The organism is Plantibacter sp. AC185, from assembly GCF_979258065.1.
Map to the genome: position 1 here is coordinate 645,840 of NZ_OZ409831.1, position 26,458 is coordinate 672,297.

General features: G+C 67.8%; 20 protein-coding genes and 2 riboswitches. Of the genes, 10 read left to right on the forward strand and 10 right to left on the reverse strand.

What is annotated here, in order from left to right; all coding sequences use genetic code 11:
• Positions 1-4: 4 nt before the first annotated feature.
• The 3 genes from efeU (at position 5) to efeB (ending at position 3,598) form a co-directional block, all read left to right on the forward strand.
• Positions 5-853 carry an iron uptake transporter permease EfeU gene (efeU, locus tag ACZZZB_RS03125; RefSeq protein WP_463528983.1) on the forward strand — a complete coding sequence of 283 codons (849 nt, stop codon included), beginning with the start codon at positions 5-7 and terminating at the stop codon, positions 851-853.
• A 55-nt stretch (positions 854-908) separates the two neighbouring features.
• Positions 909-2,120, forward strand: a complete 1,212-nt coding sequence (efeO, locus tag ACZZZB_RS03130; protein ID WP_192018202.1) for an iron uptake system protein EfeO — start codon at positions 909-911, stop codon at positions 2,118-2,120.
• A gap of 113 nt (positions 2,121-2,233) precedes the next feature.
• Positions 2,234-3,598, forward strand: coding sequence for an iron uptake transporter deferrochelatase/peroxidase subunit (gene efeB / locus ACZZZB_RS03135; RefSeq protein ID WP_463528984.1), 1,365 nt, complete (start codon positions 2,234-2,236; stop codon positions 3,596-3,598).
• 67 nt (positions 3,599-3,665) lie between these two features.
• Here efeB and ACZZZB_RS03140 read toward each other — a convergent pair whose 3' ends face one another.
• The 3 genes from ACZZZB_RS03140 to ACZZZB_RS03150 all read right to left on the reverse strand — a co-directional run bounded on the left by ACZZZB_RS03140 (position 3,666) and on the right by ACZZZB_RS03150 (position 7,961).
• On the reverse strand, positions 3,666-4,097 hold the full coding sequence (locus ACZZZB_RS03140; RefSeq protein WP_463528985.1) for a hypothetical protein: 432 nt from the start codon (positions 4,095-4,097) through the stop codon (positions 3,666-3,668).
• Positions 4,098-4,167: 70 nt separating this feature from the next.
• Entirely contained in the window at positions 4,168-6,075 is a 1,908-nt protein-coding gene (typA, locus tag ACZZZB_RS03145) for a translational GTPase TypA (protein WP_056007297.1), read from the reverse strand.
• A gap of 161 nt (positions 6,076-6,236) precedes the next feature.
• A complete protein-coding gene (locus ACZZZB_RS03150; RefSeq protein WP_165767009.1) occupies positions 6,237-7,961 on the reverse strand; it encodes an ABC transporter family substrate-binding protein in 1,725 nt (574 codons plus the stop codon).
• A gap of 296 nt (positions 7,962-8,257) precedes the next feature.
• Between ACZZZB_RS03150 and ACZZZB_RS03155 the strand changes: the two genes are divergently transcribed.
• The 4 genes from ACZZZB_RS03155 to ACZZZB_RS03170 are packed head-to-tail and all read left to right on the forward strand — an operon-like array spanning position 8,258 to position 12,933.
• Positions 8,258-9,241 carry an ABC transporter permease gene (locus ACZZZB_RS03155; RefSeq protein WP_079705532.1) on the forward strand — a complete coding sequence of 328 codons (984 nt, stop codon included), beginning with the start codon at positions 8,258-8,260 and terminating at the stop codon, positions 9,239-9,241.
• 4 nt (positions 9,242-9,245) lie between these two features.
• A complete protein-coding gene (locus ACZZZB_RS03160) occupies positions 9,246-10,169 on the forward strand; it encodes an ABC transporter permease (protein WP_079705531.1) in 924 nt (307 codons plus the stop codon).
• The gene (locus ACZZZB_RS03165; RefSeq protein ID WP_202939683.1) at positions 10,162-12,267 is read left to right on the forward strand and encodes an ABC transporter ATP-binding protein; all 2,106 of its coding nucleotides are present in this window, start codon (positions 10,162-10,164) and stop codon (positions 12,265-12,267) included. Before ACZZZB_RS03160 ends, ACZZZB_RS03165 begins: the two co-directional genes overlap by 8 nt.
• Before the next feature lie 48 nt (positions 12,268-12,315).
• Positions 12,316-12,933 carry a hypothetical protein gene (locus ACZZZB_RS03170; RefSeq protein ID WP_463528986.1) on the forward strand — a complete coding sequence of 206 codons (618 nt, stop codon included), beginning with the start codon at positions 12,316-12,318 and terminating at the stop codon, positions 12,931-12,933.
• Between the two features lie 82 nt (positions 12,934-13,015).
• Here the strand turns inward: ACZZZB_RS03170 and ACZZZB_RS03175 are convergent, their stop codons facing one another.
• From ACZZZB_RS03175 to ACZZZB_RS03190, 4 genes are all read right to left on the reverse strand, one after another.
• The gene (locus ACZZZB_RS03175; protein WP_137241965.1) at positions 13,016-14,740 is read right to left on the reverse strand and encodes a dipeptide ABC transporter ATP-binding protein; all 1,725 of its coding nucleotides are present in this window, start codon (positions 14,738-14,740) and stop codon (positions 13,016-13,018) included.
• Between the two features lie 11 nt (positions 14,741-14,751).
• Positions 14,752-15,720 (reverse strand): ABC transporter permease, encoded by a 969-nt coding sequence (locus tag ACZZZB_RS03180; RefSeq protein WP_064296417.1) that lies wholly within the window; start codon positions 15,718-15,720, stop codon positions 14,752-14,754.
• Positions 15,710-16,639, reverse strand: a complete 930-nt coding sequence (locus ACZZZB_RS03185) for an ABC transporter permease (RefSeq protein WP_064296418.1) — start codon at positions 16,637-16,639, stop codon at positions 15,710-15,712. Before ACZZZB_RS03185 ends, ACZZZB_RS03180 begins: the two co-directional genes overlap by 11 nt.
• A 75-nt stretch (positions 16,640-16,714) precedes the next feature.
• Positions 16,715-18,325 carry a peptide ABC transporter substrate-binding protein gene (locus ACZZZB_RS03190; protein WP_463528987.1) on the reverse strand — a complete coding sequence of 537 codons (1,611 nt, stop codon included), beginning with the start codon at positions 18,323-18,325 and terminating at the stop codon, positions 16,715-16,717.
• A 336-nt stretch (positions 18,326-18,661) separates the two neighbouring features.
• Here ACZZZB_RS03190 and ACZZZB_RS03195 point away from each other — a divergent pair, with 336 nt between their 5' ends.
• Positions 18,662-19,474 carry a CPBP family intramembrane glutamic endopeptidase gene (locus ACZZZB_RS03195; protein ID WP_307783541.1) on the forward strand — a complete coding sequence of 271 codons (813 nt, stop codon included), beginning with the start codon at positions 18,662-18,664 and terminating at the stop codon, positions 19,472-19,474.
• Between the two features lie 75 nt (positions 19,475-19,549).
• Here the strand turns inward: ACZZZB_RS03195 and gcvP are convergent, their stop codons facing one another.
• From gcvP to gcvT, 3 genes are read right to left on the reverse strand one after another with little or no spacing between them, the layout of a single operon-like run.
• A complete protein-coding gene (gene gcvP, locus ACZZZB_RS03200) occupies positions 19,550-22,471 on the reverse strand; it encodes an aminomethyl-transferring glycine dehydrogenase (RefSeq protein ID WP_463528988.1) in 2,922 nt (973 codons plus the stop codon).
• Positions 22,471-22,845, reverse strand: a complete 375-nt coding sequence (gcvH, locus tag ACZZZB_RS03205; RefSeq protein ID WP_064296422.1) for a glycine cleavage system protein GcvH — start codon at positions 22,843-22,845, stop codon at positions 22,471-22,473. Before gcvH ends, gcvP begins: the two co-directional genes overlap by 1 nt.
• Positions 22,846-22,848: 3 nt before the next feature.
• A complete protein-coding gene (gene gcvT, locus ACZZZB_RS03210) occupies positions 22,849-23,973 on the reverse strand; it encodes a glycine cleavage system aminomethyltransferase GcvT (protein WP_202939610.1) in 1,125 nt (374 codons plus the stop codon).
• Positions 23,974-24,029: 56 nt separating this feature from the next.
• A riboswitch (glycine riboswitch) is annotated at positions 24,030-24,133 on the reverse strand.
• A 1-nt stretch (position 24,134) separates the two neighbouring features.
• A riboswitch (glycine riboswitch) is annotated at positions 24,135-24,220 on the reverse strand.
• Positions 24,221-24,371: 151 nt separating this feature from the next.
• On the opposite strand from gcvT, the gene ACZZZB_RS03215 reads away from it, so the two are divergent.
• The gene (locus tag ACZZZB_RS03215) at positions 24,372-25,154 is read left to right on the forward strand and encodes an NUDIX hydrolase (protein WP_202939609.1); all 783 of its coding nucleotides are present in this window, start codon (positions 24,372-24,374) and stop codon (positions 25,152-25,154) included.
• Complete coding sequence (nadA, locus tag ACZZZB_RS03220; protein ID WP_124769001.1) at positions 25,151-26,458, forward strand: quinolinate synthase NadA; 1,308 nt, start codon at positions 25,151-25,153, stop codon at positions 26,456-26,458. Before ACZZZB_RS03215 ends, nadA begins: the two co-directional genes overlap by 4 nt.

Here is a 26,458-nt window from a genome sequence, read left to right on the forward strand (position 1 = left end):
TCACGTGCTCGCGAACTACCTCATCGGCCTCCGCGAAGGCCTCGAAGCCGGCCTCATCGTCGGCATCCTCGTCGCCTACCTGAACAAGCTCGGCCGCCGGGACGTCCTCCCCCGGTTGTGGTTCGGCGTCGCCGTCGCGATCGTCGTCTCCCTCGGCGTCGGTGCCATCCTCACCTGGGGACCGTACGGGCTGAGCTTCCAGGCGCAGGAGATCCTCGGCGGCGGACTCTCCATCCTGGCCGTCGGGCTCGTCACCTGGATGATCTTCTGGATGGGGCGCAACGCCCGAGAGCTCAAGCACGACCTCGAGTCACGACTCGACGCCGCCGTCGCCGGATCGGCGATCGGCATCGTCGTCCTCGGCTTCATCAGCGTCGGCCGCGAGGGCATCGAGACCGCCCTCTTCATCTGGGCGAGCGTCAACTCCGGTGAGAACGCCGTCGTCGGCTCGATCGGCGCGCTCCTCGGCATCCTCACCTCCGTCGTCATCGCGTATCTCATCTACCGCGGATTCGTCCGGATCAACCTCGGGACCTTCTTCACGTGGACCGGCCTCTTCCTCGTCGTCGTGGCTGCCGGCGTCCTCGCCTACGGCGTCGGCGACCTCCAGGAGGCGGGTGTCATCCCCGGCTGGGGCCAGGCCGCCTTCGACCTGAGCGCCGTCGTCCCTCCGACGAGCTGGTACGGCACCGTCCTCGGCGGACTCTTCAACTTCACCCCCGCCCCGACCTGGGCGCAGTTCGGTGCGTGGCTGCTGTACCTGGTCGTCACGCTCATCTGCTTCATCCGCGTCTCGGGTCTCGGCCGTCGGCGCCCGACGGCGGTCACGACCCCGGTCGCGACGAACGCCTGACCCGGTCCCCGACCCACCACGAACCAAGCACCAGCACCTTCCGACAGGAGTCTCCATGCAGCACCGCATCATCGCCGGCCTCGCCGGCGCGGGCGTCCTCGCCCTCGCCCTCACGGGATGCGTCCCGAACAAGACCGGCGGCGACGCGCTCACCGTCGCCATCACCGACGACTCGTGCTCGGTGTCCGTGGCGAAGGCGACGGCCGGTGCCGTGACCTTCTCGATCACCAACAACGGCACCGACGTCAACGAGTTCGAGATCCTCGCCTCGGACAAGCTGCGCATCGTCGGCGAGAAGGAGAACGTGACGCCGGGCCAGACGGTGTCCTACGTCGCACAGCTGAACCCCGGCACCTACTACACGGCCTGCAAGTTCCAGCTCGTCGGCGCACCGGTCGGCCTCGCCGAGTTCACCGTGACGGGCGAGAACGCCGCCGTCTCGAAGGACGAGCAGGCGCTCACCGACCAGGCCGTGACGAACTACGTCGCCTACATCAAGTCGCAGGTGGCCGAACTCGTGCCGCAGGTGAAGGCCTTCACCGACGCGTACGCCGCCGGCGACGACGAGACCGCCCGTCAGCTGTTCGCGACGACGCGCGTCTCGTACGAACGCATCGAGCCGACGGCCGAGGCGTTCGGCGACCTCGACCCGAAGATCGACTACCGCGAGGTCGACGCCGTGGCTGAAGGACTCGACTGGACCGGCTTCCACCGGATCGAGAAGGACCTCTGGCCACCGGCAGCCGACGCGCTGAACTCGGACGGCACGAGCGCGCTGACGGACTGGACGCCGTCGACGCCGGAGCAGCGTCAGCAGTTCGCCACCGGTCTCGTCGACGACGTGCAGCAGCTGTTCGACCTCGTCTCCGAGAAGGACTTCACCGTGAGCCTCGGCGACATCTCGAACGGCGCCATCGGTCTCCTCGACGAGGTCGCCGTCGGCAAGATCTCCGGCGAGGAGGACTGGTGGTCCCACACCGACCTCTACGACTTCGCGGCCAACGTGCAGGGAGCCGAGGTCGCGTTCGGCAACGTCAAGGACATCGCCGCGAGCAAGGGCGACGCGGGCACGAAGCTCGTCGGCCAGATCGAGACCGAGTTCACGGCGCTGCAGGACCTGCTCGCGAAGTACGGCAGCCTCGACAGCGGCTTCGTGAGCTACGACACCGTCACCGAGGAGCAGCGCAAGGAGCTCTCCGACCAGGTGAACGCCCTCTCCGAGCCGCTGTCGCAGCTCACCCACACGGTGCTCGGCGTCGCCGAGTAGCACCGAACGGATCCACCGCCGCCTCCGCGGCGCGCCGGGCCGGAACCGCTCAGAGCATTCTGGGGGTTCCGGCCCTGCGGCCTTCCAGCCATCCCTGAATAGCATGAGGTCCGATGACCGAGCACACTCCCCCCACCATGCCTGCACCCGATGCCGGTTCGACGCCCACTGCGGCTGAGCCCGGCGCCGCGTCCGCACCACCGAGCGACCCGCCGCGGCGCGGGCTGTCGCGCCGGGCGCTGTTCGGCCTGGCCGGAGCAGGCGCCGCAGGGCTGGCGGCCGGAGCCGGGGCGACCGCGGCCATCACCGCCGCCGTCAGCGCCTCGGCGAGTGCCACGGGCGTCACGACGGTCTACCCGTTCAACGGGGCCCACCAGAGCGGGATCACGACGCCGGCGCAGGACCGCCTGCACTTCGCCGCGTACGACGTGTCGGCTGGGACCACCCGGGAGGAGCTCATCGAGCTGCTCCAGGACTGGAGTGTCGCCGCGGCACGCATGACGCAAGGCCAGGAGGTCTCCGACGGCGGCGCCGTGGACGGCTCGCCGCTCGCTCCCCCGGTCGACACCGGAGAGGCGCTCGGACTGCCCGCCAGCGGGCTCACGATCACCTTCGGGTTCGGCCCCACGCTCTTCACCGCCGAGGACGGGACGGACCGGTTCGGCATCGCCGACCGGCGCCCGGCCGAGTTGGAGAAGCTCCCCCGCTTCACGGGCGACAACCTGCAGGCGGGCCTGACCGGCGGCGACCTCTGCATCCAGGCGTGCGCCGACGACCCGCAGGTCGCCGTGCACGCGATCCGCAACCTGAGCCGCATCGCGTTCGGACGTGCCTCCATCCGCTGGTCGCAGCTCGGCTTCGGTCGCACCTCGTCGACCTCCACCAGCCAGGTCACGCCGCGCAACCTGTTCGGCTTCAAAGACGGCACCGCGAACGTCAAGTCCGAGGAGACGAAGACGGTCGAGGAGCAGGTGTGGGTCCAGGACGGAGACAGCGCCGCCTGGCTGAGCGGTGGTTCCTACCTCGTGGTCCGGAAGATCCGGATGATCATCGAGACCTGGGACCGCGCGCAGCTCCAGGAGCAGGAGCGCGTCATCGGTCGGAGCAAGGGCGAGGGCGCACCGCTGTCGGGCGGCAAGGAGTTCACTGAGCCCGACTTCGACGCGGTCGGCGCGACGGATCAGCCCCTCATCGACAAGCACTCACACGTGCGCCTGGCGCACCCGACCCAGCTTAAGGGCACGAAGCTCCTGCGACGCGGGTACAACTTCGTCGACGGCAACGACGACCTCGGGCGGTTGAACGCCGGGTTGTTCTTCATGTCGTACCAGCGGTCGCCGAAGCAGTTCATCGACGTGCAGCGCGCGCTGGCCACGGATGCAATGAACGAGTACATCAAGCACGTGGGGTCGGCGATCTTCGCGGTGCCCCCGGGCGCGAGCAAGGACGGCTGGGTCGGCGAGACGCTCTTCGCGTAGGACACGTCCGGACGCTGACCCCCGGTCACTGAGCCCTCCCTGACCGGTCACTGAGCCTGTCGAAGTGCTACTTGACCGTCACCGTGTAGAGGATGCTGTCCGCCGAGGCGACGAGCTTCACGTCGTAGGCCGTCGTCGACAGCGTCACGATCGAACCGTCGCCGTTCGCGATCTCCCCGTCGACCGTGAAGCCTGCCGCGACGAGCGCATCCTTGGCTGCGGTGGCCGCGTCGGTCGCCTGCACCGTGACGACGAAGGTGTCCTTGCCGTCGACCGTTCCACGTCCGCCGTTGACCGTGCCGTCGACCACCGGGACCGCGTCGACGGGGTATCCGTCCGGCAGCCCCTCGTCGAGGTTCACGTCGAAGTCGCCACCGGTGGCGTCGCGGATGCCCTGCTCGACGGTGTCCTTGACGGTGGAATCGATGACGCTGCACCCGGCGAGCGTCGGAGCGAGGACGAGGGCGGCCAGCAGGGCGAGGGAGGCGGGTCGGCGCATGCGATCAGCTTAACGACCGGATGCCCGGTCTTCCTGAGAGGACCGGGCATCTGGTTGGAGCGATTACTGCCTACTCGGACTGCTTCTTGAGACGCGAGTAGCTGCGCTGGCGGGCCTGAGCGTCGAGCTCGACCTTGCGGATGCGCACGTGCTCGGGCGTGACCTCGACGCACTCGTCCTCGCGGGCGAACTCGAGGCTCTCCTCGAGCGTGAGGACGCGCGGCGGCGTCATCGACTCGAAGTTGTCGGCCGAAGACTGACGCATGTTGGTCAGCTTCTTCTCCTTGGTGATGTTGACGTCCATGTCGTCGTTGCGCGAGTTCTCACCGATGACCATGCCCTCGTAGACCTCTTCGGTCGGCTGCACGAAGAACGACATGCGCTCCTGCAGCGCGATGATCGCGAAGGGCGTGACCACGCCGGAGCGGTCGGCGACGATCGAGCCGTTGTTGCGCGTCGTGATCGCGCCGGCCCACTCGCCGTATCCGTGTGCCAACGCGTTGGCGATACCCGTACCGCGCGTGGCGGTGAGGAACTCGGAGCGGAAACCGATGAGGCCGCGCGACGGGACGATGAACTCCATGCGGACCCAGCCGGTGCCGTGGTTCGCCATGTTCTCCATGCGGCCCTTGCGAGCGGCGAGGAGCTGGGTGATCGCGCCGAGGTGCTCCTCGGGAGCGTCGATGGTCAGGTGCTCGTACGGCTCGTGGACCTTGCCGTCGATACGCTTCGTGACCACCTGCGGCTTGCCGACGGTGAGCTCGTAGCCTTCGCGACGCATCTGCTCGACGAGGATGGCGAGCGCGAGCTCTCCACGGCCCTGGACCTCCCACGCGTCGGGTCGACCGATGTCGAGGACCTTGAGCGAGACGTTACCGATGAGCTCGCGGTCGAGGCGGTCCTTGACCATGCGCGCGGTGAGCTTGTGGCCCTTGACCTTGCCCATGAGCGGCGAGGTGTTGGTACCGATGGTCATCGAGATGGCCGGGTCGTCGACCGTGATGGCCGGCAGCGCGCGGACGTCCTCGGGGTCGGCCAGGGTGTCGCCGATCATGATGTCGGCGAAACCGGCGACGGCGACGATGTCGCCGGGGCCGGCGCTCTCGGCCGGGTAGCGGTCGAGGGCCTTCGTGATCATGAGCTCGGTGACGCGGACGTTGTGGACGTCGCCGTCGTGGCGGACCCAGGCGACCGTCTGGCCCTTCTTCAGCGTGCCGTTGAAGATGCGCAGGAGCGCGAGGCGACCGAGGAACGGCGAGGCGTCGAGGTTCGTGACGTGCGCCTGGAGCGGGTGCTCGTCGTCGTACTGCGGAGCCGGGATGTGCTCGAGGATGGCTGCGAACAGCGGCTCGAGGTCTTCACTGTCGGGCAGTTCGCCGTTGGCGGGCTTGTTGGACGACGCGCGGCCGGCCTTACCGGAGGCGTAGACGACCGGGACGTCGAGGACGGCGTCGAGGTCGAGGTCGGGGACGTCGTCGACCATGTCGCTGGCGAGACCGATGAGGAGGTCCTGGCTCTCGACGACGACCTCGTCGATGCGTGCGTCGGGGCGGTCGGTCTTGTTGACCAGGAGGATGACCGGCAGCTTGGCCTCGAGCGCCTTGCGGAGCACGAAGCGGGTCTGCGGCAGGGGGCCCTCGGACGCGTCGACGAGGAGGACGACGCCGTCGACCATGGACAGGCCGCGCTCGACCTCTCCACCGAAGTCGGCGTGGCCGGGGGTGTCGATGACGTTGATCGTGATCGGGCCGTCGGTGGCGTGTTCGCCCTTGTACGAGATCGCCGTGTTCTTGGCGAGGATGGTGATGCCCTTTTCGCGCTCGAGCTCATTCGAGTCCATGGCGCGTTCTTCGAGGTGGGCGTGTTCGGCGAAAGAGTTGGTCTGTCGCAGCATGGCGTCGACGAGGGTCGTCTTGCCGTGGTCAACGTGGGCCACGATCGCGACATTGCGCAGATCGGAACGAGTGGCGAGCGCCATAAAAGGGTGGCTTCCTTCAAGTGGATGGGATTCGGGCACGATGGTGCCGACGGACCATCATACCGCAGGAGTCCTGGCCGGGGGCTGAACGGCGACGGGCACCGGCGGTTTCCCGCCGATGCCCGTCGTCCTCAGGGTTCAGGAGGAACCCGTCGTGTCGCTTACTTCTTCCAGCCCACGTTCTTCCAGTCGATGGTCTCGAACTGGGTCGGCCCGTAGTTCACGAGGCCGGTCTTGACGCCGTAGGTGTACGGCACCGGGAACAGCGGGAGCGTGGTCGCGAGGGCGACGATCTTCTTGTCGATCTCCTTCGCGATCTCGAGGCGCTTGTCGGGGTCGAGCTCCGCGTTGGCGCTCGCCCAGAGGTCACCGAGCGAGTCGTCGGTGACGCCGGGGAAGTTCTGCCCGGAGTCGGCCGGGTAGAAGATCGACTCGGTGCTGGAGATCGGGAAGGCGGTGCCCTGCCACGCGAAGCTCACGGCGTCGAAGTCGCGGGTCTCGGTGGTGACGTACTTCGTGAAGAAGTCGTCCGAGGGGACGGTGTCGATCTGGAGGTCGAAGCCCGACTCCTTCACCATGGCCTGCACCTGCTGCGACGTCTCGGCGGAGACCGGGTTGTCGGAGTCGATGACGTAGCGGACGGTCAGCTTCTTGCCGTCCTTCTCGCGGATGCCGTCGCTGCCTTCCTTCCAACCGGCGTCCTCGAGCTGCTTCTTGGCCGCGTCGATGTCGTAGCCGAGCACCTTGGAGGCGTCGTCCTCGTAGCCGTCCTGGCCCGGGAGGAAGATGAGGTTGTTCAGCAGGTCGGTCGGTGCGTCGATCGCTGCGAGGCGGGCCTCGGCGATGGTCTGACGATTGATCGACTTGGCGAACGCCTGGCGGACCTCGGGGTCGCTCAGCACCTCGGACGTACCGTTCAGCGTGATGTGGTTGTACGTGGTGCCGCGCGAACGCTGGATCTCGGCGTCGCTGCGCTTCTGAGCCGTCTGGTAGTTGTCGGCGTTGGAACCCACGCTGAAGACGTCGATCTCACTGTTGGAGAACGCCTGGGCGAGCCCGGCGCGGGAGATCTGCTTGAAGATGATGTTGTCGAGCTTCGGCTTGTCGCCCCACCACTTCGGGTTGGGCGCGAAGGTGACGACGGCACCGGTCTGGTCGATCTTGCTGACGATGTACGGGCCACCCGACACGTAGGTCGTGCCGTCGGCCGCGTACGGTCCGGTCGCCCAGAGGGTGTTGAACGACTCGGGCGTCGCTCCGAGCCACTTCGGCCAGATGTTGCCGAGGATGGACGGCCAGTCGGCGTTCTTGTTCTTGAACGTGATGAGGACGTCCTGCGGGCTGTCACCGGCGGTGACGGACTCGATGTCCTTCCACACGTTCGTGGACGTGGGTGCGTACGCCTCGTTCGCGCCGTTCAGGGACTGCCACGTCGCAGCGACGTCGTCGACGCTGATCGCGGTGCCGTCGGACCACACGGCGTCGGGGTTGATCTTGATCTCGACGACCTGCGGGTCCTCGCTCTTCAGCTCGACCGAGGTCGCGTAGTCAGGGTTCGCCTCCCAGGAGCCGTCCTCCTTGATCTTGACGAACGACGGGGTGTACAGGTTGGTGAGGAACTGGTCGTCGACCGTACCGGCGTCGAGGTTGTTGAGGTTCCAGTTGGCCGGGATCGTGTCGACCGCGAGGTTGAGTGTGCCGCCCTGGGCGATCTGGTCGGCGTCGGCGCGCTCCCAGCCGGTGCCGGACAGCTCGGCGGGCTTCGACGTCGAGCCGCCACCGCCTGAACCGCCTCCGGTGCAAGCCGTCAATGCGAGGGCGACGATCGAGACGCCGGCGAGGATCATCCCGCCGCGCCGCTTCGATCCCTGTGTTCTGGAACTCATCGAGATCCACCTTTCGTGACGTGTAACTGCGCAACGCCGCACCGATGCGGAGCGGAAGGCGCGCAGGCCAATGTGCACCATCTTGCACCCGCTCCGGGGATCCCCCACAAGTGGGCACGAATTGTTACCGTTTCGATTTATCGGCAACACGTGCCGGAAACATACGTTTCGTTTCCTGGGAACACGCGTCGTTTTCTGATTCCCGACACTTGGGGGTTACAGTGTCTCCACCCCACGAGGGGAGCACAGCTGACGGGACGACGCGGTCCCGCACAACGACTTCGCAAGGCTGGTACATGATCGGGTTCATTGCACGGCGGTTGGTCAACTACCTGTTCCTCTCCGCCATCGCCACCATGCTGGGTTACGTGCTCGTGAGCATGACGCTCCAGCCCTCGGCCCGGTTCCTCGGGAAGAACCCGCCCATTCCGCAGTCCTCGATCGATGCGGCGCTCGACAAGATGGGCGTCAACCCGAAGGTGCCGCTGCTCGAACGCCTCTGGGACTGGGTCACCCAGCTCGTGACCACCGGGTCCCTCGGCGTCAGCACCCGCGGCACCCAGGTCACGGCCGACATCTTCGAGCGCTCGGGCACGAGCCTCCGACTCCTCGTCATCGGCACCATCCTGGGCGCGGTCATCGGCGTCGCCCTCGGCGTCTGGGGCGCCGTCCGGCAGTACCGGGCCAGCGACCAGATCATCACCTACGCCTCGTTCACGATCCTCGCGATGCCCGTCTTCGTCATCGGCGTCGTGCTCATGATCCTCGCGACGTCGCTCAACCAGGCGGTCGGCACGAACGTCATCAACTTCACCGGCGAGTACACCGCTGGCCTACAGGGCGGGTTCTGGACACAGTTCGGCGACCGGGCGATGCATCTGCTGCTGCCCACCATCACCCTCACCGTCGGCGCCGTCGCCTCGTACTCGCGGTACCAGCGCAGCGCCATGCTCGACGTGATGAGCGCCGACTACATCCGAACCGCCCGCTCGAAGGGCCGGACCCGCGGCTCCGCGATCATCCGACACGGCGTCCGCGTCGCGCTCATCCCGATGTCGACGTTCTTCGCCTACTCGTTCGGACTCATCCTCACCGGCGCGAGTGTGACGGAGAACGTCTTCAGCTGGCACGGCATGGGCGAGTACCTCCTCACGAGCGTCTCGAACTCGGACATCAACGCCGCCGCCGGAACGATCCTCTTCACCTCCATCCTCGTCCTGATCGCCGGAACCCTCTCCGACGTGATCTATGCGGCGCTCGACCCGAGAGTGCGGGTGTAACGACATGGCACTGACCGACCCATCGACCCTCACCGTCGGGGAACCCGAGACGATGCGGGACGCGCCCAAGCGGCCGCAGTCCCGCGGGCGCACGATCCTCCGGAAGGTGCTCGCCACCAAGCGGGCCCGCATCGGTGGAGGCGTCCTCCTCTTCATCATCCTCTGGGCCTTCATCGGCCCGCTGCTCTCCCCCTGGTCCTTCACCGACCAGGACGGCCTCGCCTTCAGCCAGCCGCCCTCGCTGTCGCACTGGTTCGGCACGAACAACATCGGCCAGGACGTGTACGCGCAGACCCTCGTCGGTCTGCAGAAGTCCATCGTCATCGGCCTGATCGTCGGCCCGGGGGCGGCGATCATCGCCGGACTCGTCGGGGCCATCGCCGGTTACGTCGGCGGCGTCTGGGACAAGGCGATCGTCTGGCTCATCGACCTGCTCCTCGTCATCCCCGGCTTCTTCCTCCTCGTGCTCCTCAGCCCGGCGTTCAAGTCGCTCTCCTGGCTCGCCCTCGTCGTCTTCCTCGTCCTGTTCGGCTGGATGGTGCTCGCCCGCGTCATCCGCGGGCAGACGATGTCGCTCCGCGAACGCGAGTACGTCAAGGCCGCGCGCTTCATGGGCGTCCCCGGGTTCACGATCATCCGTCGGCACATCATCCCGAACGTCGCGAGCCTCCTCATCATCGACGCGACGCTCGGCATCGGCGCGGCGATCCTGTCGGAGACGACGCTGAGCTTCTTCGGCTTCGGCGTCCAGGCACCCGACGTCTCGCTCGGCACTCTCCTCGCCGCCGGTGCGAGCGCCGCCGTGACGCGGCCCTGGCTGTTCGTCTTCCCCGCAGCGATCCTCGTCATCACCGTGCTCGCCTCGAGCCTCCTCGGCGACGCCCTCCGCGACGCCATCGACCCGACCTCAGGAGCCAACCGTGACTGACCCCCAGGCGACCGCGCCGCTCCTCAAGGTCGACGACCTCAGCGTCACCTTCCCGAACGCCGGCACGCCGGTGCACGCCGTCCGCGGTGTCTCCTACGAGGTGCGGCGAGGCGAATTCCTCGGCATCGTCGGCGAGTCGGGCTCCGGCAAGAGCGTCTCCTCGATGGCCGTCATGGGACTGCTCCCGACCAACGCGCAGGTGAGCGGCAGCATCCGTTACGACGGCGTCGAGCTGCTCGGCCAGTCCGACAAGGAACTGTCGAAGATCCGCGGGCGCGACATCGCCATGATCTTCCAGGATCCGCTCTCAGCCCTCACGCCCGTCTACACGATCGGTCAGCAGATCGCCGAGGGCCTCCGTCTCCACGACTCGGCGCTCTCGCAGCGCGCCGCCGAGACCCGGGCCGTCGAACTCCTGAAGATCGTCGGCATCCCGAACGCGGAGCGGCGTGCCAAGTCGTTCCCGCACGAGTTCTCCGGTGGCATGCGTCAGCGGGCCATGATCGCCATCGCCATCGCCAACGACCCGCAGCTGATCATCGCCGACGAGCCGACCACCGCGCTCGACGTCACCATCCAGGCGCAGATCCTCGAGGTGCTCCAGAAGGCGAAGGACATCACCGGCGCCGCCGTGGTGCTCATCACGCACGACCTCGGTGTCGTCGCCGGCAACGCCGACCGGGTGGCCGTGATGTACGCGGGCCGCATCGTCGAGACGGCGCCCGTCGTCCCGCTGTTCCGCGAACCGCTCATGCCGTACACGATCGGTCTGTTGCGCTCCATGCCGAACATGGCGGCGAACCAACAGGAGCGACTCGTCCCACTCGAGGGACGCCCACCGCTGTTGACGACCGTGCCGACCGGCTGCCCCTTCGCCCCGCGCTGTCCGATCGCCGTGGCCGCCTGCCTCGAAGGTGAACCGGCGCTGCTCCCCGTCCTCGACGGTCCCGTCGAGGACCCGACGACCTCGGTCAACCACACCGCGGCGTGCATCCGCGCCGGCGAGATCGCCGACGGGTCGCTGCGGCGCCCGGAGATCTTCCCTCGGCCGGACGAGGTACCGGAGGAGCTCGTCGCCGAGGTCGCTCCGGAGACCGTCCTCGACGTCCGCGACCTGACCCGCGCCTTCCCGCTCACGAAGGGCGTCGTGTTCCGTCGCAACATCGGCACCGTCCGCGCGGTCGACGGGGTCTCGTTCAGCGTCCAGCGCGGACGCACCCTCGGCCTCGTCGGGGAGTCCGGCTGCGGGAAGACGACGACGATCATGGAGATCCTCGAACTCGCCAGGACGCAGGGCGGCAGCATCCACGTGAACGGGGTCGACACCGCGACGCTGTCGAAGCCCGACCGCCGGAAGCTGCGCAGCGACATCCAGGTGGTGTTCCAGGACCCGATGGCCTCGCTCGATCCGCGCATGACGATCGAGGACATCATCGGCGAACCGTTGACCGTCCACGGGGTCTCCCCCACCGAGATCCGCTCCCGCGTCGGTGCCATGCTCGAACTCGTCGGCCTGGAACCGTCCTTCGCCGGCCGGTACCCGCACGAGTTCTCGGGTGGCCAGCGACAGCGCATCGGCATCGCCCGGGCGCTCGTCGTCGAACCGAAGATCCTCGTGCTCGACGAGCCGGTCTCCGCGCTTGACGTCTCCGTCCAGGCGGGCGTCATCAACCTGCTCGAAGACCTCAAGCAGCGACTCGGACTCTCGTACCTCTTCGTCGCCCACGACCTCGCCGTCGTCCGGCACATCGCCGACGACGTGGCGGTCATGTACCTCGGGCGCATCGTCGAGTACGGACCCAGTGCCACGATCTTCGACGACCCGAAGCACCCGTACACGCAGGCGCTCCTCTCCGCAGTGCCGGTCCCGGACCCCGAGATCGAACGCAGCCGACAGCGCATCCTCCTGAACGGCGACCTCCCCTCCCCCAGCGACGACCGGGTCGGCTGCAGTTTCCGGAGCCGGTGCCCGCTGTTCCAGCTGCTGCCGGCGGAGAAGCAGGCGGTCTGCGAACGCGACGATCCACGAGAGCGCCCCGTCGACGGACGGCTCGTGGCGTGCCACCACGCGGAGAGCGATCGGCTCGTCACCGCCTGATCGAGCCGTGCGGCCCCCGCGGGTCGGCGGCCTGGAAGGATGGTGGACGTGAACGACGCGACGAATGCCGGCAATCGGACCACCCTGCGGAGCACGAGCGGCTTCTGGATCCTCGGGGTCACCGCCCTGCTCATGGTCTTCTTCATCATCGACGCCGTCGGCCGCGGGGCCTGGGGCTTCGCGGTCCAGGCGCTCCCGTGGGAGCTCCTCGTCGTGTGGCTGGTCTACCTCGTCCTCGTCCGTCCCTGCATCGTCATCGAGCCGTCGCAGCTGACCATCATGAACGTTGGCCGTCTCCACGACATCCCGTGGTCGCGCATGGAGGAGGCGACGAGCCGCTACCAGCTCACGGTGCTCCTCCGCGACGGTCGGAAGATCACGAGCTGGGGCGCGCCGAGCGCCGGTCTCGACCGCCCGTCGATGATCGGCGGACGCGCCGGACGACGCGGGGTCGACCACCAGGACCGCGCGGCGGGTGTCCGCCGACCCGGTCGCGCCGGGAACGAGGGTCCGACGGCCGTCGACCTCATCGACCGTGCGCACGAACGCTGGGGCCGGATCGACCCGAAGGACGACCGCCTCGCCACCTCGCGCTGGGACGTCGTCGCCCTCGGCGTCACGGCCGCACTCGTCCTCTGGGGCGTCGCCTCGGCGCTCCTCGGCTAGCGACCGGCGGACGCCTCCCACCACGTCGAAGGGCGGTGCCACGGATCACTCCGCGGCACCGCCCTTCGACGTGGTGCGCCGGTTACAGCGCGAGCTCGATCCCGGCGCCGGGGATGGCGTCGAGGAGTTCGCGCGTGTACTGCTGCTTCGGGTTCTCGAAGACGTCGTCCGTGGTCGACGCCTCCACGATCTTCCCCTTCTGCATGACCGCGACGTTGTCGGCGATCACGCGCACGACCGCGAGGTCGTGGGTGATGAAGAGGTACGTCAGCTGCAGCTCCGACTGGAGGTCGGCGAGCAACTGCAGGATCTGCGCCTGGACGAGGACGTCGAGCGCGGACACCGCCTCGTCGAGGACGACGATCTCAGGCTTCAACGCGAGTGCGCGAGCGATCGCGATGCGCTGACGCTGTCCACCGGAGAGTTCGTTCGGGTACCGGGTCGCGACCGCCTGCGGCAGCGAGACCTGGTCGAGGAGCTCCAGCACGCGAGCACGGCGGGAGGCCTTGTCGCCCACCTTGTGCGTGACGAGCGGTTCAGCGATCGTGTTGCCGATGTTCCGCAGCGGGTCGAGGGAACCGTAGGGGTCCTGGAAGACCGGCTGCATCTTCCGGCGCAGCGCGAGGAGGCCCTTGCGATCGAGCCCCTCCATCGCCTTGCCACCGATGCGGATCTGGCCGGACGTCGGCGTCTCCAGCTGCAGGAGCAGCTTGGCCACGGTCGACTTGCCGGATCCGGACTCGCCGACGAGCGCCATGGTGGTGCCCCTCGGGATCTCGAACGACACGCCGTCGACGGCCTTGAGCTCCCGCTCAGCCGCCTTCTGCCCACGGATGTTGTAGACCTTCTCGAGGTCCTTGACCACGATCGCGGCTTCCGCGTCCGGCTGGGCGGCCTGCGCTGCGGCGCGGTGCTCGGCGGCGACGATGAGGTCGATGCCCTCCGAACCGACCGGAGCCTCGTGGTCGAGGGTCTCGAGCGATCCGGTCGCCGACTGGATTCGACGCGAAGCCAGGCTCGGTGCCGCTGCGACGAGCCGCTTCGTGTACGGGTGCACCGGGTTCTGCAGGATCTCGACCGACGGACCGGCCTCGACGATCTGCCCCTTGTACATGACGATGAGCTTCTCAGCGCGCTCGGCGGCGAGGCCGAGGTCGTGCGTGATGAAGAGCAGCGCCGTGCCGCTGTCGCGGGTCAGGCTCTCGAGGTGGTCGAGGATCTTCCGCTGGACCGTGACGTCGAGCGCCGACGTCGGCTCGTCCGCGATGAGCAGCTTCGGACTCGACGACAGACCGATACCGATGAGCACGCGCTGACGCATGCCGCCGGAGAACTGGTGCGGGAACTGCTTCAGGCGACGGTCGGCGTCGGAGAGGCCGGCCTGCTGGAGCACCTCGATCGCCTTGGCACGGACGGCCTTCTTGCCGTGGGCGATGCCGTTGGCACGGATGGCCTCCTCGACCTGGAAGCCGATGTTCCACACCGGGTTCAGGTTGGACATCGGGTCCTGAGGTACGAAACCGATCAGGCGTCCGCGGACGTCCTCGATCTCGTTGCGCGACAGCTTTGAGAGGTCGCGCCCTTCGAAGAGGATCTCGCCCCCGCTGATCTTGCCGGTACCGGGCAGGAGGTTGATGATCGCGTGCGCGGTCGTCGACTTCCCGGATCCGGACTCACCGACGATGGCGACGGTCTCACCCGGCATCATGGTGAACCCGGTCTTGCGGATGGCCTGGACCGTTCCGCTCTGGGTGCGGAAGGTGACCTCGAGGTCCTTGACCTCGAGCAGCGGCTGCTGGGTGTTCATCTGGCTCGCGTTCAACGCAGGGCCCTCGCCTTCGGGTCGAGCGCGTCTCGCAGGACTTCGCCCATCATGATGAAGCTGAGCACGGTGAGCGACAGCGCGATCGACGGGTAGATCAGCACCTGCGGCGCCGTGCGGAGGTCACGCTGCGCCTGGCTGATGTCGTTGCCCCAGGACATGGTCTCGCTTCCGAGCCCCACGCCGAGGAAGGACAGCGTCGCCTCGGCGACGATCGCGGACGCCAGCGAGATCGTGATGACGACGATCACCGGTGGGATCGCGTTCGGCAGCACGTGGCGCAGGAGGATCTTGAAGCGTGAGACACCCAGCGCGATGGACGCTTGGACGTAGTCCGCGTTCTTGACCCTGAGCACCTCCGCTCGAAGCACTCGGGCGACGGATGGCCAGGCGAACAGACCGATCGCCAAGGAGATCGTCCACACGCTCCGGTACTTCGCGAGCACCGACATGACGACGACGGCCGCGAGGATGTACGGGATGGAGAAGAAGATGTCGCCGATGCGGGACAGCACCGAGTCGACCCAACCGCCGTAGAAGCCGGCGAAGGCGCCGAACACGATCCCGAGTGTGGCGGTGATGAGCGTCACGATGAGACCGACGGACAGCGACGTGGAGGTCCCGTAGATGACCCGCGCGAAGATGTCGCAGCCCTGCTTCGTGAACCCGAGGATGTGACCGGCCTCAGGCCCGCCGTTGCTGTTCTCGAGGAAGCACTGGTTGTTCGGGGGCGTCTGCGTGAAGAGGAAGGGGAACAGGCCCACGACCACGACGAGCAGGATGAGGACGGACGAGATCCAGAACATGGGACGACGGCGCATGAACGCCCACGCGTCGGTCCAGAGGTTGCTGACCTTCTCGTCGACCTTGACGGCGTCGATGACCGCGAGGGGGGTCTCTTCGAGCGGCGCGACGAAGTGATTCGGGGATCGCTTGATCGTCGGCTCCTGATCATTACTTGACATAGCGGATCCTTGGGTCGAGCACGGCGTAGAAGAGGTCGATGACGAGGTTGATGATGAGGTAGAACAACACCATCACCGTCACGAAGGACACCACGGTCGGGCCTTCTCCTCGGAGGATGGCCTGGTAGAGCGTGCGGCCGACACCGGGGACGTTGAAGATGCCCTCGGTCACCGTGGCGCCGACGATCAGCACACCGAAGTCCACCGCGAGGTAGGTCACGACCGGGATCAGCGAGTTGCGCAGGATGTGCACGGGGATGACCCGGCGACGGCTGAGGCCCTTCGAGTACGCCGTACGGACGAAGTCGAGCGACTGCGTCTCGATGACCGAGGACCGGGTCAACCGCACGATCTGCGCGAAGCTGATGGTGGCGAGGACCAGTGCGGGGAGTAAGAGGTCTTGTATCGGCGCGCCCGGGCCGACCGTCGGTCTGAACCACCCGAGCTGGATCCCGAACACGTACTGCGCGACGAACGCGATGACGAAGACGGGGAGCGAGATGAGGATCAGGCTGACCACGAGGAACGAGGCGTCGAAGATGCCGCCCTTGCGGATGCCGGAGATGAGACCGATCGTGATGCCGGCGACCATCTCGAAGAAGACGGCGATGACGGCGAGCCGCAGCGTGACCGGGAAGGCCTGCGCGAGGATCTCGCTGACCGGCTGCCCGGAGAAGGACGTTCCGAGGTCGCCGGTGAAGATGCCGCCGAGGTACAGGAAGTACTGCACGATGAACGGCTTGTCGAGGTTGTACTCGGCGTTGAGTTGAGCGATCTGCGCGGCGCTCGGCGTCTTGTCGCCGAACAATGCGAGCACGGGATCACCGGGCAACGCGAAGACCATGAAATAGATGAGGAAGGTCGTGCCGAGCAGTACGGGGATAGCCTGCAGGACACGACGAAGAATGTAACCGCCCATGGTGTGGGACTCCTGAACTCGTGAAGCTGGGTGGGCCCGGACGAACCGGACCCACCCAGCTATGCCGCTACAAGACTACTTGGTGATCTCGTAGTACAGCGGCACCGAGTTCCAACCGAACTCGACGTTCTGCACGCCTTCGCCGAAGCCGCCGCTCACGTTCTGGTACCAGAGCGGGATGGCCGGCAGGTCCTTGAAGAGGACCGCCTGGGCGTCCTGGAACTTCTTGTTCGCAGCGTCCAGGTCGGTCTCGGACGAACCCTCGGAGAGGAGCTTGTCGAACTCGGGGCTCGAGTAGTCACCGTCGTTCGAGGAAGCACCGGTCGCGTAGAGCGGAGCGAGGAAGTTGTACAGACCCGGGTAGTCGGCCTGCCATCCGGAGCGGAACGCCGTCTCGATGGAGCGGTTGGTGATGCCGGCGCGGAAGTCACCGAAGACGGCGACCGGGACGCCCGAGGACTCGATGCCCAGGACGTTCTTGATGCCGTTGGTCACTGCGTCGACCCAGGCCTGGTGCGGCCCGTCGGCGTTGTACGCGATCTGGAAGGAGCCGTCCCACGGGGAGATGGCGTCGGCCTCGGCCCAGAGTTCCTTGGCCTTCTTCTCGTTGTACTTGAGGACGTCGTTACCTTCGATGTCCTTCGAGTAGCCGTCGATGACCGGCGAGGTGAAGTCGGTCGCCGGCGTGCGGGTCCCGTTGAAGATGACCTTGGTGATCTCTTCACGGTTGATCGCGTACGAGATGGCCTGACGACGCAGCTGACCCTCTTCACCGCTGAAGTGCGGGAGGCGAGCCGGGATCGTGAAGGACTGGAACACCGCGGCCGGCTGGTTGACCGCGCGGTCGCCCAGGTCGTCCTGGTAGGTGGAGAGCGCGGAGTCCGGGATCTGGTCCAGGACGTCGAGGTTGCCGCTCAGCAGGTCGGCGTAGGCGCTGTCGAAGTCCTTGTAGAACGTGATGGTCAGGCCACCGTTCTTGGCTTCGCGGCCACCCTTGTACTCGTCGTTCTTGACGAGCTTGATCGACTCGTTGTGCTTCCACGCCTTGTCGCCGTCGACCTTGTACGGGCCGTTGCCGATCGGGTTCTGTCCGAACTCGTCCGTGACCTTGCCGGCCGCGTCGAACGCTGCAGCGGGCAGCGGGTAGAAGGCGGAGTAGCCCAGACGCAGCGGGAAGTCCGATGCAGGTGCGGACAGCTTCACCGTGAAGGTGGTGTCGTCGACGACGCTCAGGCCGGTGAGGGGCTGGCCGTCTTCGTTGTAGCCCTCGACGTCAGCGAAGAACGAGGCGTTCTTGCGGAGGTTGACGACGGCGTCCTGCCAAGCCATGACGAACGAGTCAGCGGTGACGGGGTCGCCGTTGGTGAACTTCTGATCAGCCTTGATCTTGATCGTGAAGGTGGTCGAGTCATCGGTGTCGATCGACTCGGCCAGGTCGTCGACCGGCTTGCCGTCGGCCGCGTAGTAGCGGAGGCCTGCGAAGACCTCGTCGATGATCTTTCCGCCACCGACCTCGTTGGTGTCGCTGGGGATGAGGCCCGACTCCGGCTCGGAGCCGTTGGTCGTGATGACGGATGATGCGCTGCTGGTGCTCTCGCTGCTGGAACCGCCACCGGAACAACCGGTGAGGACGAGAGCCCCTGCTGCGATGATGGCGGCGGCAGAGCCGAACCGACTGAACTTCACAGTTCCTCCTTGGGGAAAGGGCAAGCGAAAACAGCGCATCGTGTGCGCTGGATCGCTCTTTGAATACTCTGACGATAAGCAGAAGCAGGACGGCGAGCAAACTGGGACGCCAAACGTTACACAGCGGTAACCCAATCGACGGATTGTTGCTCACGGATGCTTTTTCGTGCACGGATCCCGCCCACGACGCAACAGAACGATCATGATCGCAAAACTCGTGCGGTCGCTTCGTCGTTCTGGATACGAATCGTAAGGCGCTCATCTCCCGATATCCGCCGAGCGGACGCGCAGATGGTATGCGGTGCGCTCGGAGCCACCAGCCAGCAGAATGGACCGGTGAGCGAGCAGAACACCACCGAGCGGGGACCGGACCTCCCCGAGGGCGCCGGAGACAGCCGTCGGTGGTGGGAGATCGGCATCGTCCTCGCGCTGAGCCTCGGGGCGTCGGCGGTGTACTCGATCATCTCGCTCATCGCGAAGCTCACCGCGGGGCCGCCGCTCTCCGATCAATCTGCGGCGATCAACACCACGCAGGCCACCCGGGAGTGGCTCGACTTCAGCTACCAGTTCCTCGGGCTCTTCTTCCAGCTCGCGCCGGTCGCCCTCGTCATCTACCTGCTCTGGCAGCCCGGACGCAGCGGCTTCGCGCGGATGGGACTCGACCTCCGCTCACCCGGACGCGACCTCGGCCGCGGTCTGCTGCTCGTCGCCGCTATCGGTGTCCCCGGCATCGGTGTGTACGCGTTGGGCCGCGCACTCGGCGTCACGGTCGCGGTCTCGACGTTCCCCGACACCATGTACTGGTGGACGATCCCGATGCTCGTCTTCTCCGCCCTCCGCGCCGGCCTCCAGGAGGAGGTCATCATCATCGGCTACCTGTACACCAGGCTCCGCGAGATCGGGTGGGGGTGGTGGACGATCATCCTGTCGACCGCCGTCCTCCGCGGGAGCTACCACCTGTACCAGGGCATCGGGCCGTTCTTCGGCAACGTCGCCATGGGGATCGCGTTCGGCTGGTGCTACAAGCGCTGGGGGCGGGTGATGCCGCTCGTCGTCGCGCACACCGTCATCGACATCATCTCGTTCGCGGGCTTCCCGCTCGCCGTCGCCTGGTGGCCGGAGATCTTCGCCGCGACGCCGTCCTCCTGACGACCCGTTCGCCCATCACGGGGCGGACGAGCACTCCCTCGCCCACGAATAGGCGAGGGAGTGCTCATGGACCGGCTAGGCGAAGGCCTCGGGCGGCGGGCAGGCGCACACGAGGTTGCGGTCGCCGTACGCCTGGTCGATGCGACGCACCGGCGGCCAGTACTTCGTACGCACGAGCGTGTGTACGGGGTAGACGGCGAGCTCGCGCGAGTACGCGTGCGTCCACTCCCCCTCGATGACCGACTGGGCCGTGTGCGGCGCCCCGACGAGCGGGTTGTCGTCGGCAGGCCACTCGCCCGCCGCGACGGCGTCCGCTTCCGCCTTGATCGCGATCATCGCGTCGACGAAGCGGTCGACCTCGGTGAGGTCCTCGCTCTCCGTCGGCTCGACCATGAGCGTCCCCGCGACGGGGAACGACATCGTCGGCGCGTGGAACCCGTAGTCGACGAGACGCTTGGCCACGTCGTCGACGGAGATCCCGGTCGCCTCCTTGAGCGGACGGAGGTCGAGGATGCACTCGTGCGCCACGAGGTCGCTGTCGCCCGTGTACAGGACGGGATAGTGGTCGCTCAGTCGCGCAGCGATGTAGTTCGCTGCGAGCACCGCGGCCCCGGTCGCCTCGCGGAGCCCTTCCGAACCCATCATGCGGACGTAGGCCCACGAGATCGGCAGGATGCTCGGGCTGCCGTAGGGAGCCGCCGAGATCGGACCGCCGTCGTGCACGACCGTCCCGCCGCCGAGCAGCGGGTGCTCGGCCCGCTGCGCCAGCGGGTGACCGGGCAGGAACGGCGCGAGGTGCGCCTTGGCGGCGACCGGCCCGACACCGGGGCCGCCACCGCCGTGCGGGATGCAGAACGTCTTGTGCAGGTTCAGGTGCGAGACGTCGCCGCCGAACTCACCGAACCGCGCGTACCCGAGCAGGGCGTTGAGGTTCGCGCCGTCGACGTAGACCTGGCCGCCGGCGTCGTGCACGGTCTGGGTGATGGTCTTCACCTCGTGCTCGTAGACGCCGTGGGTGGACGGGTAGGTGATCATGAGCGCGGCGAGGGACTCGGCGTTGGCCTCGATCTTCGACCGGAGGTCGTCGAGGTCGACGTTGCCCTGCGCGTCGCACGCGACGACGACCACACGCATGCCGGCGAGGACGGCGGAGGCCGCGTTCGTGCCGTGCGCACTCGAGGGGATGAGGCAGACCGTCCGTTGCTCGTCGCCGTTCGCGCGGTGGTAGCCGCGGATGGCGAGGAGACCGGCGAGCTCGCCCTGGCTGCCGGCGTTCGGCTGCAGCGACACGGAGTCGTACCCGGTGACCTCGGCCAGCCAGGTCTCGAGCTGGTCGACGAGTTCGAGCGAGCCTGCGACGTCCTCACGCGGGGCGAACGGGTGCAGCCCGGCGAACTCGGGCCAGGTGACGGCCTCCATCTCGGTGGCGGCGTTGAGTTTCATCGTGCACGAACCCAGCGGGATCATCCCCCGGTCGAGCGCATAGTCGCGGTCGGCCAGCTGCTTGAGGTACCGCATCATGGCGGTCTCCGAGTGGTGGGTGTTGAACACCGGGTGCGTCAGATACTCGGTCTCGCGGGCGAGCGTGGCCGGGTACTCCGACACGGCGCTCGGACCGAACGCCGAGGCGGACGCCCCCTCGTCGAAGACGTATGCCGACGGCTCTCCGGCGGTGGCGGTCCCAGCGGTCGTGAGCACCTCGACGAGGGTCGGGACGACGCTCTCGACCGCGCTCACCTCGTCGAAGCTCATCGAGACGGTCGTCTCGTCGACGGCCCACAGCAGGAGGCCGCGGTCGTGCGCACCCGACACCACCGCTGCGCTGTCGGCGACGCGTACCTGCAGGGTGTCGAAGTAGTGCTCCGTGAGCACCTCGACACCCGCCGACCCCAGCAGACGGGCTGCACTCGCGGTGGTCGCGTGCACCGACTGCGCGATCCGCTTGAGCCCGTCTGGCCCGTGGTACACGGCGTACATCGCGGCCATGACCGCCAGCAGGACCTGGGCCGTGCAGATGTTGCTCGTGGCCTTCTCACGGCGGATGTGCTGCTCGCGCGTCTGCAGCGTGAGCCGGTAGGCGGGGTGACCCGCCGCGTCCTGGCTGACGCCGACGAGGCGACCGGGCATCTGGCGCTCGAGGCCCTTACGGACCGCGAGGTACCCAGCGTGCGGCCCGCCGAAGCCCATCGGCACGCCGAAGCGCTGGCTCGTCCCGACCGCGATGTCCGCGCCGAGGGAACCGGGCGAGGAGATGAGCGTGAGGGCGAGGAGATCGGCCGCGACGACCGACACGCCGCCGGCCGCCTTGACCGCCGCGATGATCGCCGACGGGTCCCACACGAGCCCGGAGGCACCGGGGTACTGCACGAAGACACCGAACGCCGCCGGGAGGTCCTCGGGCGAGGTGATCGACAACGGCAGCTCGACGAGGTCGATGCCGACCGCTTCCGCGCGACTCCGGAGGAGCGCCTTCGTCTGCGGGTACGCGTCGGCGTCGACGATGAACGTCGCGTCGGCGAGCTTCGAGGCCCGGCGCGCGAGGAGCATGCCTTCGACGACCGCGGTGCTCTCGTCGAGCATCGAGGCGTTGGCCGTGTCGAGACCGGTGAGGTCGGCGACCATCGTCTGGAAGTTGATGAGCGCCTCGAGGCGGCCCTGCGAGATCTCGGGCTGGTACGGCGTGTAGGCCGTGTACCAGGAGGGGTTCTCGAGCACGTTCCGCTTGATGACCGCCGGTGTGATCGTGTCGAAGTAGCCGAGACCGATCAGGCTCCGGTTCACCGTGTTGCGGCCGGCGAGCTCACGGAGTTCGGCGAGCGCCGCGCGCTCGGTCGCGGCGTCGGGGATGCTCGACGAGGCGAGTTCGGCGGCCGTGATCGCGGACGGGACGGCCGCGGCGAGCAGAGCGTCGACGCTGTCGTACCCGACGGCGGCGAGCATCGTCGCCTGGGCGGCGGTGTCGGTTCCGATGTGCCGTTCTGCGAAGCGGTCCGCCATCACTCGCCCACCAGCGCGGCGTAGTCGTCCCAGCTGAGGAGCGTGTCGGGCAGCGCGTCGTAGCGCACCGAGACGAGCCAGCCGGCACCGAACGGGTCGCTGTTGACGAGCGACGGGTCGTCGACGACGGCGTCGTTGGCCTCGACGACCTCGCCGTCGAGTGGCGCGAAGAGCTCCCCGACGGACTTCGTGGACTCGATCTCGCCGACCACGGTGCTGGCCGAGAGCGCCGCGCCGACGGCGGGGAGGTCCACGAAGACGACGTCGCCGAGCTTCTCGGCGGCGTAGTCGGTGATCCCGATGACGGCGAGATCGCCCTCGACGCGGATCCACTCGTGCTCGGCGGTGTACTTGAGGGTGGTCTTGTCGGCCATGGGTTACTTCTCTCTCGAATAGAAGGGGAGCGTGGTGACGGTCGCGGGGATCCGCGTGCCGCGGACGTCGATGTCGAGCACGGTGCCCGGCTCGGCGTGGTCGGGGTGCACGTAGGCCATGGCGATCGGGTGTCCGAGGGTGGGCGACAGTGCCCCGCTCGTCACCTCGCCGACGGTCGTGTCGCCGGCGAGGACACGGTAACCGGCACGACCGGCACGACGCCCCTCGGAGACGAGGGCGACGAGCACCGGTGCGTCGTCCGCCGGACCGGCCTCGACGGCGTCACGACCGATGAACGTGCCGTGCTTGCCGAGTGCGACGACGCGGCCGAGTCCGGCCTGCACGGGCAGCATGTCCGGACCGAGCTCGTGGCCGTACAACGGCATGCCGGCTTCGAGCCGGAGCGTGTCGCGACTGGCGAGCCCGGCGGGGACCAGTCCGAGCGGTGTCCCGGCGGCGACGATTGCGTTCCACAGCTCCACGGCGTCGGCCGCGTCGACGTACAGCTCGAACCCGTCCTCGCCGGTGTACCCGGTGCGCCCGATGAAGACCGTGCCGTTCTCGAAGGAGGCACCCGTCGCGCGGTAGTACTTCACCTCGTCGAGGGAGGGCAGTTCGTCCAGGATGTGGAGCCCCTCGGTCGCCTGGAGGATGGCGCGGGAGGCGGGCCCCTGGACGGCGATGAGCGCGATCTCGTCGCTGCGGTCCATGACGACCACGTGCTCGAACGCCGCGGCCCGCTCGGTGAGCGCTGCGACGACGGCGTCGTGGTTGCCCGCGTTCGCGACGACGAGGTACTCGTGCTCACCGTTGCGGTAGACGACGAGGTCGTCGATGATGCCGCCGACCTCGTTCAGCAGCAGGGAGTACTTGGCCTGGAGCAGATCGATGGCGGACAGCTTGCCCGCGAGCGCCTGGTCGAGGAAGTCGGCGGCGTCGTCGCCCACGACCTGGATCTCGGCCATGTGGGAGATGTCGAAGATGCCGGCGGCGGTGCGCACGGCGTGGTGCTCGGCGAGGTCGCTCGAGTACCGCACGGGCATCTGCCATCCGGCGAAGTCCGTGAAGCTCGCGCCGGCGGCTTCGTGGACGGCATGGAGCGGGCTGGTTCGTTCGAGGTCGGTCACGAGTTCTCCGGGGTCGCGTGGTGCGCTGCGGGCACCTGACGGTGCCCGTTGGGAACTCCCCCTCTGTCATTGGCCTGAGAGCTTCACGAGCGCCGCTGCTGCGGACACTGCTTTCACCGTCGGCGAGCGCACCACGAACGTGCGCTGCTTTCCAGAGTGGCCAGTCCGATGCGGTACAGGACCTGAGAGATTGGCGGGGAGGCTTGCTCCTTCGGTGCCGGCGTACCGGCTCTCCCGCATCGTGTTTGCGGCCCGATGTTCGATTGAGCCGCCAGCATATCGCGAGTGGTCGCCTCGGCGCAGGACCTTGTTCGAGTCAGGTGTACACTAAGCCTGTATCGAGTACAGGTCATTTCTACCTGAAGTGCCGCCGGTGCTCCGGAACACGGAGATCCCCCATGCAGCGATCGACGACTCCCGCGGAGCAGACGGACCCGCAGGTCGGCCTCGCGGTCTCGACCGTCATCTTCACGCTCCGAGCCGACGACGGGTTCGGCGCGACCGACCCGCAGCCGGGCATCTGGCTCCCGCTCGTCCGGCGCATCCGTGAGCCCTACGACGGCCTCTGGGCGCTGCCGGGCGGCCCGCTCGGTGCCGCGGAGTCCCTCGCGGACGCGGCCTCGTCGACCCTGGAGACGACCACCTCACTCCGCCCGCGGTACCTCGAGCAGTTGTACGCGTTCGGCGACCTCGACCGCTCCCCCGCCGAGCGGGTCGTCTCGATCGTCTACTGGGCGCTCGTCGGGTCCGACGAGGCGAAGCGCACGCGGCTCGGCCAGAACGTGCGCTGGTTCCCGGCCGACGCGCTCCCCCCGTTGGCGTTCGACCACCGCGACATCGTGGAGTACGCCCTGTGGCGACTCCGGAACAAGCTGGAATACAGCCACATCGCGCACGCCTTCCTCGGGGAGACCTTCACCCTCTCCGAACTCCGGGAGGTGCACGAGGCGGTGTTGCAGAAGCAGCTCGACCCCGCGAACTTCCGGCGCCAGGTCGAGTCCTCCGGTCTCGTCCTGCAGACCGACGAACTCCGCACCGGTGGGCGCCACCGCCCGGCGCGGCTCTACCGGTGGACCCAGCCCGTCACCCGACCGGAGACCCCGTCGCCCGGGCGGTCGACGGGCCGCAGGCCCACGACGTCCACCCCGACCACCCGTCAGCAGTCCGAGGAGCCAGCATGACCATCACCGCATCCGTCGACGACACCATCCAGCAGATCACCGAGGGTGCGTCCGACGGCGCGACCTGCGCGCCCGAGCTCGCGGCCGGGCCCTGGGTGTTCGACCTGCAGCCGCCGAGCTACGGCCCTGGCGCGTCGATGGGCGACGTCATCCCGACCGGTTCGCCTCGGCAGGGCCAGCTTCCGGCCGCCTATCGCGACGCCTCCAACGATGAACTCCACCGCCGCATCGTGGCCGCGAAGCAGACCCTCGGAGACCGCGTCGTGATCCTCGGGCACTTCTACCAGCGGGATGAGGTGGTCCAGCACGCCGACTACATCGGCGACTCCTTCCAGCTCGCGAACGCGGCCAAGGCACGCACCGAGGCCGAGGCGATCGTGTTCTGCGGCGTGCACTTCATGGCCGAGACGGCCGACCTCCTGTCCGGACCCGAGCAGGCCGTGATCCTCCCGAACCTCGCCGCCGGCTGCTCGATGGCCGACATGGCGGACATCGACCAGGTCGAGGAGGCGTGGGAGGCCCTCGAGGCGCTCTACGGGACCGAACCGGACGCCGACGGCCGGGTACCGGTCATCCCCGTCACCTACATGAACTCCTCGGCGGCGCTCAAGGGCTTCTGCGGTCGGCACGGCGGGATCGTCTGCACGTCCAGCAACGCGGAGACGGTCCTGCGGTGGGCCTTCGAGCGCGGACAGCGGGTGCTGTTCTTCCCGGACCAGCACCTGGGTCGGAACACCGCCAAGAAGCTTGGCGTGCCGCTCGAGCACATGCCGATGTGGAACCCGAACCGCCCGCTCGGCGGCAACGAGGCGACCGACCTCGAGCAGGCAGAGGTCATCCTGTGGCACGGCTTCTGCTCGGTGCACAAGCGGTTCACCGTCGACCAGATCGACCGCGCCCGGGCGGAGCACCCCGGCGTCCGGGTCATCGTGCACCCCGAGTGCCCGATGGCGGTCGTCGACGCCGCCGACGAGGCTGGATCGACGGACTACATCCAGAAGGCCATCGCGGCGGCGCCGGACGGCACCACGTTCGCGATCGGCACCGAGATCAACATGGTGCAGCGCCTCGCCGCGCAGTACCCGCAGCACACGATCTTCTGCCTCGACGACGTGATCTGCCCCTGCTCGACGATGTACCGCATCCACCCCGGCTACCTGGCCTGGGTGCTCGAAGGACTCGTCGCGGGCGAGGTGCTCAACCGCATCACCGTCTCCGACGACGTGGCCGTCCCGGCCCGCCTGTCGCTCGAGCGCATGCTCGCCGCGAAGCCACCGGTCGCCGTCGGAACCCAGGCCGGCTGA